Origin of the sequence: Bradyrhizobium sp. 61 (genome assembly GCF_023073075.1) — a bacterium.
GTDB lineage: Bacteria > Pseudomonadota > Alphaproteobacteria > Rhizobiales > Xanthobacteraceae > Bradyrhizobium > Bradyrhizobium barranii.
Window position 1 is genome coordinate 801564 of sequence record NZ_JADPIU010000052.1, and the last position, 12100, is coordinate 813663.

General features: G+C 65.4%; 10 protein-coding genes. 4 read left to right on the top strand and 6 right to left on the bottom strand.

Annotated elements, in window-relative coordinates:
- Positions 1-81: 81 nt before the first annotated feature.
- Positions 82-1692 (bottom strand): NAD(P)/FAD-dependent oxidoreductase, encoded by a 1611-nt coding sequence (locus tag IVB46_RS18755; RefSeq protein ID WP_247304043.1) that lies wholly within the window; start codon positions 1690-1692, stop codon positions 82-84.
- Positions 1693-1870: 178 nt separating this feature from the next.
- Here IVB46_RS18755 and IVB46_RS18760 point away from each other — a divergent pair, with 178 nt between their 5' ends.
- Positions 1871-4150 (top strand): fused MFS/spermidine synthase, encoded by a 2280-nt coding sequence (locus IVB46_RS18760; RefSeq protein ID WP_247304041.1) that lies wholly within the window; start codon positions 1871-1873, stop codon positions 4148-4150.
- Between the two features lie 110 nt (positions 4151-4260).
- Here IVB46_RS18760 and IVB46_RS18765 read toward each other — a convergent pair whose 3' ends face one another.
- Complete coding sequence (locus tag IVB46_RS18765; protein WP_247304039.1) at positions 4261-5244, bottom strand: glycerophosphodiester phosphodiesterase; 984 nt, start codon at positions 5242-5244, stop codon at positions 4261-4263.
- 142 nt (positions 5245-5386) lie between these two features.
- On the opposite strand from IVB46_RS18765, the gene IVB46_RS18770 reads away from it, so the two are divergent.
- Positions 5387-6649: a hypothetical protein gene (locus tag IVB46_RS18770; RefSeq protein WP_247304037.1), complete on the top strand. Its 1263-nt coding sequence runs from the start codon at positions 5387-5389 to the stop codon at positions 6647-6649.
- A 2-nt stretch (positions 6650-6651) separates the two neighbouring features.
- Here the strand turns inward: IVB46_RS18770 and IVB46_RS18775 are convergent, their stop codons facing one another.
- Positions 6652-7428: a L,D-transpeptidase gene (locus IVB46_RS18775; RefSeq protein WP_247304035.1), complete on the bottom strand. Its 777-nt coding sequence runs from the start codon at positions 7426-7428 to the stop codon at positions 6652-6654.
- A 326-nt stretch (positions 7429-7754) separates the two neighbouring features.
- Between IVB46_RS18775 and IVB46_RS18780 the strand changes: the two genes are divergently transcribed.
- Positions 7755-8078, top strand: coding sequence for a hypothetical protein (locus IVB46_RS18780; RefSeq protein WP_247304034.1), 324 nt, complete (start codon positions 7755-7757; stop codon positions 8076-8078).
- 108 nt (positions 8079-8186) lie between these two features.
- Here IVB46_RS18780 and IVB46_RS18785 read toward each other — a convergent pair whose 3' ends face one another.
- Both IVB46_RS18785 and IVB46_RS18790 read right to left on the bottom strand, forming a co-directional pair.
- Positions 8187-8948, bottom strand: coding sequence for an ABC transporter permease (locus tag IVB46_RS18785; RefSeq protein WP_028147642.1), 762 nt, complete (start codon positions 8946-8948; stop codon positions 8187-8189).
- Positions 8945-9868 (bottom strand): ABC transporter ATP-binding protein, encoded by a 924-nt coding sequence (locus tag IVB46_RS18790; protein WP_231143124.1) that lies wholly within the window; start codon positions 9866-9868, stop codon positions 8945-8947. The genes IVB46_RS18785 and IVB46_RS18790 overlap by 4 nt, the downstream gene beginning before the upstream one ends.
- A gap of 288 nt (positions 9869-10156) precedes the next feature.
- On the opposite strand from IVB46_RS18790, the gene IVB46_RS18795 reads away from it, so the two are divergent.
- Positions 10157-10885 carry a hypothetical protein gene (locus IVB46_RS18795; RefSeq protein WP_247304032.1) on the top strand — a complete coding sequence of 243 codons (729 nt, stop codon included), beginning with the start codon at positions 10157-10159 and terminating at the stop codon, positions 10883-10885.
- Between the two features lie 35 nt (positions 10886-10920).
- Here IVB46_RS18795 and IVB46_RS18800 read toward each other — a convergent pair whose 3' ends face one another.
- Positions 10921-12099, bottom strand: a complete 1179-nt coding sequence (locus tag IVB46_RS18800; RefSeq protein ID WP_247304030.1) for a cytochrome P450 — start codon at positions 12097-12099, stop codon at positions 10921-10923.
- Position 12100: the final 1 nt, after the last annotated feature.

Here is a 12100-nt window from a genome sequence, read left to right on the forward strand (position 1 = left end):
CCGCGCGCAGGCTGTCCACTGTTTTCTCACAGCGTTGCCAACAGCCTTGCAAACAGCCTGTCCACAGCTCTTTCCACAGACCTATCCACGGCTTCCGAACAGCGAGCGGTGATCCCTCAAGATCGCTTGCGCGGCGTTGTGGCCGGGGGCGCCGGTGACGCCGCCGCCGGGATGGGCGCCGGAGCCGCAATGATAGAGGCCCTTCAGGGGACCGCGATAGTCGGCATGGCCCAGCATCGGCCGCGCCGAGAACAGCTGGTTCAGCGTCAGCGCGCCGTGGAAGATGTCGCCTCCCAGCAGGCCGAATTGCCGTTCGAGGTCGAGCGGGGAGAGGATCTGGCGGCCGAGCATGCTTGCCGCAAAGCCAGGTGCGTATTTGTCCACTGTCGCGATCATGAGATCGGCGACCTCCTCGCGATGGTCGTCCCAGGACTTTCCGTCGGGCAGTTCGGGCGCGACGTGTTGGCAAAACAGGCTCGCGACGTGTTTGCCCGCCGGTGCGAGCGTGTCGTCGAGGGTGGAGGGGATCAGCATTTCGACGACAGGCTCCCGGCTCCAGCCTAGCGCGCGCGCGTCGAGATACGCGCGGTCCATGTAGCCGAGGCTTGGCGCCAGGATGATGCCGGAGGTGAGGTGATCGCCGTCGCCCGGTAGCGCGGTGAAGGAGGGCAGGCGGTCCAGCGCCACATTCATGCGGAAGGTGCCGGAGCCGTTCTTCCAGTGCCGGATGCGCGCGAGGAAGTCCGGGGGCAGGGCGTCGGCCGCGATCAGCCGCGTATAGAGCAGCTTTGGATTGACGTTGGCCGCGACATATTTCGCGCGGAGGGACGTGCCGTTGTCCAGCACTACGCCGACGGCGCGGTCGCGCTCGACGATGATCTCGCGCACACCCGCATCCGTGTCGATCGTGACGCCGCGACCCTGCGCGGCGCGCGCCATCGCCTGCGTGATCGCGCCCATGCCGCCGATGGCGTGGCCCCAGACGCCCTTCTTGCCGTTCACCTCGCCGAAGGCGTGGTGCAGCATCACATAGGCCGAGCCCGCCGCGTATGGACTGGCATAATTGCCGACGATGGCATCGAAGCCGAACAGCGCCTTGACCAGATCGTGCTCGAAGCGCTCGTCCAGCATCTCGCCGGCCGAGCGGGTGAAGAGATCGAGCAGGCTGCGGCTTTGCTCCAGCGTCAACCCGCGCAGGATGTTGGCGCTCTGGAACGCGTTCACCGCTTCGCGGATCGCGTTCGTGCCAAAACCGTCGAGCAGGTTCGGCGGCGCGCGCAGCACGAACTGCCGCAGCACGTCGGCGATGTCTTCCAGCTCGCGCGAGAACCCGTCGAGGGCGTTGGCGTCATGCGTGCTCAGCCGTGCGACGGATTCCTTTGTCCGCCCCTCGCCGGTGAGCAGATAGCTGCCGTCGGGCGCGGGCAGGAAATTCTGCGCGCGCCGCTCGACGATCCGCAGGCCCTGCTCAGTGAGGCCCAAGTCGCGGATCACCTGCGGATTGAGCAGGCTCACGGTGTAGGCCGCGACCGAGTTGCGGAATCCGGGGTGAAACTCCTCCGTGACCGCGGCCCCGCCGACCACCTTGCGGCGCTCGACGACGCGCACGCGCAGGCCCGCCATCGCGAGATAGGCCGCACAGGTGAGGCCGTTATGGCCAGCGCCGATAATGATGACGTCGGTTTCGCTCATGAAGGGGTCAAAATGTTCCGCGCTCTTTCCGGGATGGTCCGAAGGACCAGACCCGGAATGACATCTGTATATCAAGCAATCGTCGCCGCAACATCACGAGACCCTTTATTGCCCGTTCATGCGCCCTGTGCTCCATTGCGCGCGTCCGGCGCCCGCCGGGGTTTAAGCCGGAGCTTCCATGGATTCGATCGTGCAACCCGCCGCCACGGAGCAGCCGTCCTCGTCGCGCAACCGGCTGGTGCTGACGGTCTACACCGCCGCGATCTTCGTCAGCGCGCTGCTGCTGTTCTCGGTGCAGCCGCTGTTCGCCAAGATGGTGCTGCCGCGGCTCGGCGGCTCGCCGGCGGTGTGGTCGGTGGCGATGGTGTTCTTCCAGTCGCTGCTGCTGGCGGGCTATGCCTATGCGCATCTCTTGATGCAGATCAGGAATCGCATCGTTCCGGTCGCGGTGCATCTGGTTTTGCTGATCGCAGCCTTCGCCACGCTGCCGCTCGGCATCGCCACCGCCTATGGCGAGCCACCGGCCTCTGGCTATGCGTTCTGGCTGCTCGGCCTGTTCGTGGTCTCGATCGGCCTGCCGTTCTTCGCGCTCGCCGCCAACAATCCGCTGCTGCAGGCCTGGTTCGTCCGCACCGGCCATCCTGCCGGACACGATCCCTATTTCCTCTATGCATCCTCCAACATCGGCAGCTTCCTCGCGCTGTTGTCCTATCCGTTCCTGCTGGAGCCGATTTTCACGCTGCACACGCAGAACCGGTTCTGGACCCTTGGCTATGGCCTCCTGATCCTCCTGATCGCCGCCTGCGGCGTGCTGCTGCTGCGTTCGCCGAAGCTGGCCGTGGTCGACGCAAAGACCGAGGACATCAATGCGCCGGCGCCAGGCTTCGTGACGCGGCTGCGCTGGATCTTCCTCGCCGCGGTGCCGTCCGGCCTGCTGATCGCCGTCACGGCGCACATCTCGACCGACGTCGCGGCGGCGCCGTTGCTCTGGGTGCTGCCGCTGTCGCTGTATCTGCTCACCTGGGTGGTGGTGTTCCAGTCGCGGCCGCTGTTGCCGCACAAATGGATGTTGATGCTCCAGCCGGTCGCGATCGCGGGCGTCATCGTCCTGCTGGCCTTCGGCGGCGAACAGAATCTGCTGCTGACCCTCGGCGGCCACCAATTGTGCTTCTTCGTTATCGCTATGGCCTGCCATGGCGAGCTGGCGCGGACACGGCCGGCCGCCAAATATCTCACGGGCTTCTATGTCGCGCTGTCGTTCGGCGGCATGGTCGGCGGCCTCTTTGCTGGCCTCGTTGCTCCATTCACCTTCTCCTGGATCGCCGAATACCCGATCCTGGTCGCGCTCGCCGCGCTGTGCCGGCCGCCGGCGAACGAGCGGCTGGCGGGCATCGTCAGATGGTACTGGCTGGCACTCGCCGTGCTCGCGGTGGCGCTGGTCGCGCCGTCTTACATGACCGGCGATCTCTCGACCTGGTTCGAGGATCATCGCGTCTGGGTCGCGGGGGCCGTCGGCGTGCTCGCTGCGCTACTCGCGCTGGCGCTCAACGCCAGCCGCTGGAAGATTTTTGCGACCGTCGCCCTCGCGCTGGCGCTGATCCGCGTCTATCCCGCGGACGAAGGCCGCGTCACGACGGTGCGCAGCTTCTTCGGCGTGCACAAGATCGTGGTGACGCCCGGCGGCTATTTCCATGTGCTGATGCACGGCACCACGATCCACGGCGCCGAGCGCTTCCGCAACAATGACGGCACGCCGGTCGTCGGCCGGCCCGAGCCGATCACCTACTATCACAAGGACGGCGGCATAGGGCAGGCCATCACCGCGCTCCGCGAGCGCAAGGGCGCGCCGCTGAAGGTCGCTGCAATCGGCGTCGGATCGGGCACGCTCGCCTGTGCCGCCGAGCCCGGCGAAAGCTGGACCTTCTTCGAGATCGACCAGTCCATGGTCGACGCGGCGAGCGATCCGAAGAACTTTCGCTACATATCGAGCTGCATGCCGGGCCTGAAGCCGGTGATCGGCGATGCTCGCCTCACCTTCGCGAAAGAGCCCGACGGCGCTTATGACCTGATCATCGTCGACGCCTATTCGTCGGATGCGATCCCGATTCATCTCGCCACCGAAGAGGCGATGAGTATCTACAAGGACAAGCTGGCGCCGCACGGCGCCGTGGTGATGCACGTCTCCAACCGGCACCTCGATCTCGAGACCGTCGTGGTCGGTATCGCCGATGCCAACGATCTGAAGAGCTGGGTCTTCAACGAGGATTCCGGACGCGACGGGGACTACATCTTCTCGACCGACGTCGTCATCTCCGCGCGCGAGGAGGCCGACGTCGGCCGGCTCGCCTCCTCCAAGTCATGGGAGCTGACCGAAGCCGACGACCGCGTGCGGGTCTGGACCGACGATTATTCCAACATTCTCGGCGCGCTGTACCGGCGTCTGCGGGATGGGGAGTAGGGACGCCTTCGCAGCCCGGATGGAGCGAAGCGCAATCCGGGGGCGCTTCCGCGTGGCGACACTGCTCTCGGCTTTCGCTGCGCTCCATCCGGGCTACAAGGGGAAGGCTTCTACGGCACGACCGGCGTTCCCGCCGGCAATGCAATTCCTTTCTCGCCCGCGACTTGCCGCAGCAGGTCCGGCCTGTCCGAGATGATGCCGTCGACGCCGAGCTCGATCATGCGCGCCATGTCCTCGCGCTTGTTGACGGTCCAGACCACGATGCGCAGTCCGAGCGTGTGCGCCTCCGAGATGACCGCCTCGGTCACATCGCCGAAATAGGGCGACCAGACCGCGCCGCCCGCAGCCTTGATCGTCCGCGGCAGCGAGCCGCCGTGATCGGCCGGGCTGAAACCCGCCGTCCAGTTCGTCGCCTTGTCCAACGCGACCGTCTGGCCCGAGCCGCGCTGGAGCGTCAAATACACCGTCGGAATGTTGGGCGCCTGCTGCTGGACGAGCAGCAGGGTCCGCCAGTCGAACGACTGGATCATGACGCGATCAGAAAATCCCTCGGCCTCGATCAGCCCGAGCAGCTTTGCGACAAAGCCTCGCGGATCGAGTGACTCGTCCGGATGGTTTGGATCGATCTTGGTTTCGATATTGAAGCGAACGCGCGTGTTGCCGGCCTTGCGCACCAGCGCGAACAGTTCGCCCAGGGTGGGAATGCGTGTCCCCGGCACGGCCCGCTGGTCGGGGAATTGCTTCGCGTAGGAACTGTCGGGGCGGATCTGGCCGACGTCATAGGCCCTGACCTCTTCGAGCCGCAGCTTCACGAACGGTGTGCCGGGCGCGGCGACATAGGCGCCGCCTGCATCGCGCGCGAGGTCGGGATTGAGCCCGCGTTCATGCGACACGACGACCTCGCCATCCGCGGTGACGCCGACGTCGAGCTCCAGCGTATCCACGCCCATCGACAGCGCGTTGGCGAAGGCCGGCAGGGTGTTTTCCGGCAACAGCGCGCGCCCGCCGCGATGCGCTTCGAGATCAAAGGCCATGGCTTGTCCCGCAGTGAGAACCGAGAGCACGGTCAGGATTGTTGCGACACGTGACGGCATCGAGGTTCGCAGCCCAGGTGAAAAGAGGAGTTTATGAAATCTTCGCCCGGTTCGTCCAGCTTCGTGGTCGACAGGTGCTTGACGGCGGCCGGGGAAGGCGGAAACTGGCTCTCAAAAAACAACGGTTCAGGGAGCCATTCATATGCGGCTTATCTTCATCGCAACGATGGCGGTTCTCATGGTCGGACAGGCGCTAGCCAAGGATGTGCTCTCGGGTGCGAGCCTCTACGAAGATGTAGCGCGCTATGCATCCTTCGGTCTGCACCGCTTCGGCTCTGCGGGCGATCGCGCGACGGCCGACTGGATCGCCGGCGAGATGAAGCAGGCGGGTTTCGAAATCAGCTTCCAGCCCGTCGTGCTCGGGCGGCAATATGTCGTCGAGCGGGCCAGCGCCGAAGCCGCCGGCATCTCTGTCGAGGCGACGCCTTTCTGGTGGCCGCCGGAGGACAAGGCCAGCTTCCATCTCGCCGCGCCGCTCGCGCGCGATGGCGATGTCACCGGCAAGATCCTTCTGCTTGATCTGCCGTTCGATCGCGGCGCCTATCTGGGGCCGAGTCATCGTGCGGCGATCGCGGAAGCCGCGGCAAGGAAGCCGGCGGCCATCCTGCTGATGATCGGCAATCCCACCGACGACCGCTTCGCCTATAATGTCACGCAGGAGGATGCGCCCTGGCCGGTGCCGGTGATCGTGGTCGGCGCGGCGTCGCGAGCGGTGTTCGAGCGCGCGGTCGCCTCAGGCGCGCCTGTCACCTTCGACGTCAAGGGCCATTACGAGCGCGATGTTGTTGGCCGCAACGTCATCGCCGAGATCGGGGCCGGCCGTGGGCCGGTCATCGTCGTCTCGACGCCGATGACCGGCTGGTACTCGTGCGTCTGCGAGCGCGGCCCCGGCATCGCCAACTTTCTCGCGCTGGCGCGCACCGTCGCCGCCGAGAAGTGGCCGGCGCATTTTGTTTTCATCGCCACCGCCGGCCACGAGATCGGCCATGGCGGCATGGAGCTGTTTTTGAAGCACGGAGCGCCGGCGCCGAAGGACACGCTGGCGTGGATTCATTTCGGTTCGTCGAACGCCTGCTATGCCTTCGCGGAAGGCGCCCGGACCGATCGGCCCGAGCAAGAGCGTTATCTCGTGCTGAGCAAATCCGCCGTCGCGCTGACCGACGAGACTTTTGCAAAAGTCGAGGCCAAGCGTCTGGTGACGGAGAAGCAGGCGGTCGGTGAGCTGCGCGACGTGCATGCGGCGGGCTACGCCAATTTCCTCGGCATGGCCGGGCGCCATCGGACGTTTCATACGCCGTCGGACGATCTCGCCGCGACCGGGCCCGAGATCCTCGAGCCGGTCGCGCGCGCCTTCGTCGATGCTGCGCGAAAGATCGTCGAACGCGGCAACGCCGCGTTCCGGTAACGTCAGTTCTGATAGTAACCGCGCGGCTGATAATATTGCCGGGGCTGAGGCTGATAGTAGCCCTGCTGGCCGTAGCCCTGATTGTAGTACTGCTGCGGCTGCTGCTGATAGACCTGTGCGTCATAGAGCGGACGGCTGGCCGAGCGCGGCGCGGGATAGCGCGTGCCGGTGTCGCTGCCGTCGGCTGGGTAGATGTAATTGTCGTCCTGCGGCATGTAGCGGCGGGCAGGCTGCGCCGGCGGTGCGAGATTCACGGGATCGCCTGAGGTGGCATACTGCTCTTCGGCGGGCTGCGGCGCGCGGGCCACTGCAGTGGGGTTGCGGCCGCGCGGATTGCGGGCCAGAGCCACCTGGGCCGAGCCGGTCAGCGTCACCGTGGTGTTGAGCACGCCCTGCTGCTGCACCAGCGCATAGAGCGTCGAGGCATTCTGACGCGACAGTCGCACGCAGCCGTGCGACGCCGGCGAGCCGAGGCGGCCGACCGAGTCGGTGCCGTGGATGGCGTGCCCGACCTTGGTGAAGAAGATCGCGTGCGGCATCGGCGCGTCGTCGAATTCCTTGGAGTAGTGATCCTCTTCCATGCGGAAGGCGCGGAAGGCGCCGCCCGGCGTTTCGCGCGAGGGGATGCCTGTCGACACCGGCCAGCGATAGCGCGCGACGCCGTCGACGGCGACGGTCATCTGCTGATTGTCCTTGTCGACGGTGATCTCGACCTTGGCCTGGGCGGCGCCCGCGCTCAAAAACATCAATGAGGAAAAAGCGATGAAAAAAGAACGCATCTGGAAACGCATTTGAGTTCTGGCCTCCGGCCTGTTCACGCTAGGCGCCGCGGCTCTCCGTCCCCCGGCGTGCAATATGCCTGCAATCCGGCTTTCGTTCCAGCGGGCTGCCCCCCATCGTTAACGCGATGCCGGGCGTAAGCAAGGCCGCTTTGTGCCGCGTGGCTGGCGGTGGCGCTGACATTTTCGCGAGCGTGCCAAGCAGTCACAACGCCGACAATTCGTCACAAAGGCGCAACCATTCGGCCGCTTCAGGCGTTGATCGTGGCTGCCCTCGACGGGCGGCTTCCGCTGCCCTCTCCCCTTTAATTCCCTTGGGACCGAAGATGAACAAAGCCCGTATCGCCGCCGCGCAATTGCCGGCAGGTTTGCCCATCCGCCTGCTGTTCGCAGCCACCGCCATCCTGCTCGCGCTGTTGTCGCTGCCGCAAGCCGGCCACGCCCAGGGCATCGTGCGCGGCGCCCAGGAAGGCTCCTATGAAGGCAACCGGATCGCCGGGCCTGTCGGTGGCGTGGTTGGCGGCGCGGTCGGCGCCGGTGTTGGCGGGGCCGTGGGTGCGGTGGAGGGCGTGTTCGGTATTCCGCATCACCGCCATTACCGCTGCCGCGGCTACTATGACGGTTACCATCGCTTCCACTGCTACAGGTGAGGTAGCGCCGTAGCCCGGATGGAGCGAAGCGCAATCCGGGGCCGCTGGTGCGTGAGGTGACGCTCGTCCCGGATTTCGCTGCGCTCCATCCGGGCTACGGATCTGCGGTCAATTCTTCAGCCGGTAGCCCGTGCGGAAAATCCACCAGATCACGGCGAGGCAGATCACCAGGAACGCCGTCGTCATGCAGATGCTGACGGACACGCTGACATCCGCAATCTCGTAGAAGCTCCAGCGGAAACCGGAGATCAGATAGACGACCGGGTTCAGCAGCGCCACCGTGCGCCAGCCTGCCGGCAGCATGTCGATGGAATAGAAGCTGCCGCCGAGGAAGGTCAGCGGCGTCACCACCAGCATCGGGATCATCTGGAGTTTTTCGAAGCCGTCGGCCCAGATGCCGATGATGAAGCCGAACAGGCTGAACGTCACCGCCGTCAGCACCAGGAAGGTCAGCATCCAGACCGGATGATGGATGTGCAGCGGCACGAACAGGCCGGCGGTGGCGAGAATGATCAGGCCGAGAATGATCGACTTCGTCGCGGCGGCGCCGACATAGCCGAGCACGATCTCGCCATAGGAAATTGGCGCCGACAGGATTTCGTAGATCGTGCCGGTGAATTTCGGAAAGTAGATGCCGAAGGAAGCGTTGGCGATGCTCTGCGTCAGCACCGAGAGCATGATCAGGCCCGGCACGATGAAGGTGCCGTAGCTGACGCCCTCGACCTGGCTGATGCGCGAGCCGATCGCGGCACCGAACACCACGAAATAGAGCGAGGTCGAGACGACAGGCGAGACGATGCTTTGCAGCAGCGTACGCCAGGTGCGCGCCATTTCGAACAGATAGATGGCGCGGATGGCGCGATGATTCATGACGTCCTCACGAGGTCGACGAAGATGTCCTCGAGCGACGATTGCGTCGTGTCGAGATCGTTGAAGCGGATGCCGGCGTTGCGGAGGTCGCTGAGCAGGCTGGTGATGCCGGTGCGCTCGCCCTTGGTGTCGTAGTCGTAGACGAGCGTCGCGCCGCCGTCGCAGAGGTCGAGCTCGTAATGGCTGAGGCTGTCCGGCAGCGTCGTGACCTTGCCCTGCAGATGCAGCGTCAACCGCTTCTTGCCGAGCTTCTCCATCAACGTCGCCTTGTCCTCGACCAGCACGATCTCGCCCTTGTTGATGACGCCGATGCGGTCGGCCATCTCCTCGGCTTCCTCGATGTAGTGCGTGGTCAGGATGATGGTGACGCCGGATTGCTGCAGGGTGCGCACCACCTCCCACATGCCCTTGCGCAGCTCGACGTCGACGCCGGCGGTCGGCTCGTCCAGGAACAGGATCTGCGGCTCGTGCGACAGCGCCTTCGCGATCATCACGCGGCGCTTCATGCCGCCGGAGAGCGTGATGATCTTGTTGTCCTTCTTGTCCCAGAGCGAGAGGTCCTTCAGCACCTTCTCGATATGGGCGGGGTTCTTCGGCTTGCCGAACAGGCCGCGGGAGAAGCTCACCGTCGCCCACACGCTCTCGAAGGCGTCGGTGTGCAATTCCTGGGGCACTAGGCCGATCAGCGAGCGGGCTTTGCGGTACGAGGTCTGGATGTTCTCGCCGCCGACGAGGACCGTGCCTTCGCTTGGGTTGGCGATGCCGCAGATGATCGAGATCAGCGTGGTCTTGCCGGCGCCATTGGGGCCGAGCAGTGCAAAAATCTCGCCGCGCTTGATGTCGAGATTGACGTTCTTGAGCGCCTTGAAGCCGGACCCATAGGTCTTCGACAAATTGGCGACGGAAATGATGGAGGACATGATGGCCGCAGGGCTGAAAGGTAAAGACTGGGGAGGGGAGGCTGGAACCGTCCGGGAGGAGGTCAGCGGAGCCCTGAAATAGGAATGCACTTGCCCGGCCGCAATTGGCCGGAGAAAAATGGTCTCAAAACAGCCCCTTCGGTGGCAGGTTCCGGGGAAGTGTTGCGCGAGGGTCACGGCTCGTGGCTAAGATTGCCGCTCACGCGCCTCTTTGTTGCGTCTGCGAGCAGGCCGTGGCTACGATTCCGGCCAATCGCAAAGCGTATTGTCCCCAGGGAAAACATCGAGATGAGACCGAACGGCCGTCACACCGCCGGCGCCAGCCAGTTGCCCGCCCTCCGTGTGTGGGCGATCTGCCTGCTCCTGCTGTCAGCTGTTGCCATCAGCCCGACCACCGCCAGGGCGGCGCCCAGCCAGTCCGCGGCCGCGACCACCCATGTCTACCTGCTCCGCGGCGTGCTCAACATCTTCTCGCTCGGCCTCGACACGATCGGCTCCCGCCTCCAGGCGCAGGGCGTCCAGGTGACCGTCGCGAACTTCGTGTCCTGGTCCTCGCTCGCTGATGAGGCCGCGGCCAACTACAGGGCCGGTCGCGTCAAGACCATTGTCCTGGTCGGCCATTCCTCCGGCGCGACCGCGCTGCCGGACATGATCGCCAAGCTCAACCAGCTCGGCGTGCCCGTGAAGCTAGCGATCGGCCTCGATTCCGTATTCAAGACCAGGCTGTCGACTGGCGCCGAACGGTACATCAACATCTATATCGGCGACGGTCCCGGCGAACCCGTGCGGGCAGCGGCTGGCCTGCGTGGCAAGCTCGACAATGTCGACGTCCGCGGCACCGGCGTCGGCCACATCTCGATCGACAAGAGCGAGGCGATCCAGCGCCGCGTCATCGGCGAGATCGACGCCGCCATCATGCGCTCGCGCGCCCCGGCAGGTCCGGTCGCCGAACCCGGCGCACCCAGGGCCCCGCGGCAGGCGCGCTCGGCGGCGGCGACGGCTCCGGCCAGGAACTGAGGGCGCGTCGCGCCCGCAGCCCCGCGTGATGCCGCCTAAGCGGCGGTCACGCGGACCGGCATGCTCTCCAGCCCGCGCAGGGAATTGTTGAGCCTGCGTTTCGGCTCTGCCGTGAGCTCGATGGTCTTCACGCGTCTTGCGAGCTCGCCGAAGATCAATTCGCCTTCCAGACGCGCGATCATCTGGCCGACGCAGGCGTGAATGCCGGCGCCGAAGCCGACATGTCCGGTCGCGCTTCGTTCGACATCGAAGCGGTCGGGTTTGTCCCACCGCGCCGGATCGCGGTTGGCGGAGGCCATGAACAGCAGCACCTTGCGGTGCGCGGGGATCACGCCGCCGCCGATCTCGACGTCGCGCGAGGTGGTGCGAAAGAATGTCTGCACCGGTGAGTCGTAGCGCAGGCCTTCCTCGAAAGCGTTGCGCGCCAGTTCCGGCTTGTGGTGCAGCTTGCGATATTCATCCGGATGCGTGGCGAGTGCCAGCAGGGTATTGCCGATGCCGTTGACGGTGGTGTCGATCCCGGCCGTGAGGAACGGCCGCACCAGATGCGTTGCTTCGTGCTCGGTGATCTCGCCGTCGTCGGCGGCCTGGTAGATCATCATGCCGAGCCCGTCGGGCTGCAGCGCGTCCCGGGCGCAGCATTCCATGATCCAGCTCTGTGCGGCGAGGCCCGCCGTGCGCGATGCGGCCAGCATTTCGTTCTCCGGGCCAAAGCTGTCGAACACGAAGGTGCTCCAGGCCAGCAGCTTCTCGCGGCCGTCCGGCCGGATGCCGATCGCATCCGGAAACACTTTCATGGGATAGGCTTCCGCAAGATCGGTCACGGCATCGAACGTGCCTCTGTCGGTCAGCTCCGAGACCTTCTTCTCCGCCTCCTGCTGAAACGTCTCGCGCAGCTTCCTTGCGACGCCCGGAGACAGCGTGCGGCCGAGAACCCGCCGGCCCTTGTCGTGATCGGGCGGGTCGATCTGAAGCGTCAGCGGCTTTGGCAGCGCAGGATTCATCCCGTTGAGGCCGACACCCTCGCCGCTGATGAAGGTCTTCCAGTCTTTCAGCGCCGCCTCGACTTCGGCATAGCCTGCCATGGCCCACACGTCGTAACGCTCGAGCGCGAACGCAGGCCCGAGCGCGCGCAGCGCTTCATAGGCGGGATAGGGGTCCATCAGGAAGTCAGGCGCGAACGGGTCGATCGGACTGGATGCAATGCCGCTCATG

Excerpts from the sequence above, each read along its gene's own strand:
- IVB46_RS18790 (WP_231143124.1), bottom strand. The coding sequence starts at position 9,868 with ATGTCCTCCATCATTTCCGTCGCCAATTTGTCGAAGACCTATGGGTCC.
- IVB46_RS18765 (WP_247304039.1), bottom strand. The coding sequence starts at position 5,244 with ATGCCGTCACGTGTCGCAACAATCCTGACCGTGCTCTCGGTTCTCACT.
- IVB46_RS18780 (WP_247304034.1), top strand. The coding sequence starts at position 7,755 with ATGAACAAAGCCCGTATCGCCGCCGCGCAATTGCCGGCAGGTTTGCCC.
- IVB46_RS18760 (WP_247304041.1), top strand. The coding sequence starts at position 1,871 with ATGGATTCGATCGTGCAACCCGCCGCCACGGAGCAGCCGTCCTCGTCG.
- IVB46_RS18755 (WP_247304043.1), bottom strand. The coding sequence starts at position 1,692 with ATGAGCGAAACCGACGTCATCATTATCGGCGCTGGCCATAACGGCCTC.
- IVB46_RS18775 (WP_247304035.1), bottom strand. The coding sequence starts at position 7,428 with ATGCGTTCTTTTTTCATCGCTTTTTCCTCATTGATGTTTTTGAGCGCG.
- IVB46_RS18795 (WP_247304032.1), top strand. The coding sequence starts at position 10,157 with ATGAGACCGAACGGCCGTCACACCGCCGGCGCCAGCCAGTTGCCCGCC.
- IVB46_RS18770 (WP_247304037.1), top strand. The coding sequence starts at position 5,387 with ATGCGGCTTATCTTCATCGCAACGATGGCGGTTCTCATGGTCGGACAG.
- IVB46_RS18800 (WP_247304030.1), bottom strand. The coding sequence starts at position 12,099 with ATGAGCGGCATTGCATCCAGTCCGATCGACCCGTTCGCGCCTGACTTC.
- IVB46_RS18785 (WP_028147642.1), bottom strand. The coding sequence starts at position 8,948 with ATGAATCATCGCGCCATCCGCGCCATCTATCTGTTCGAAATGGCGCGC.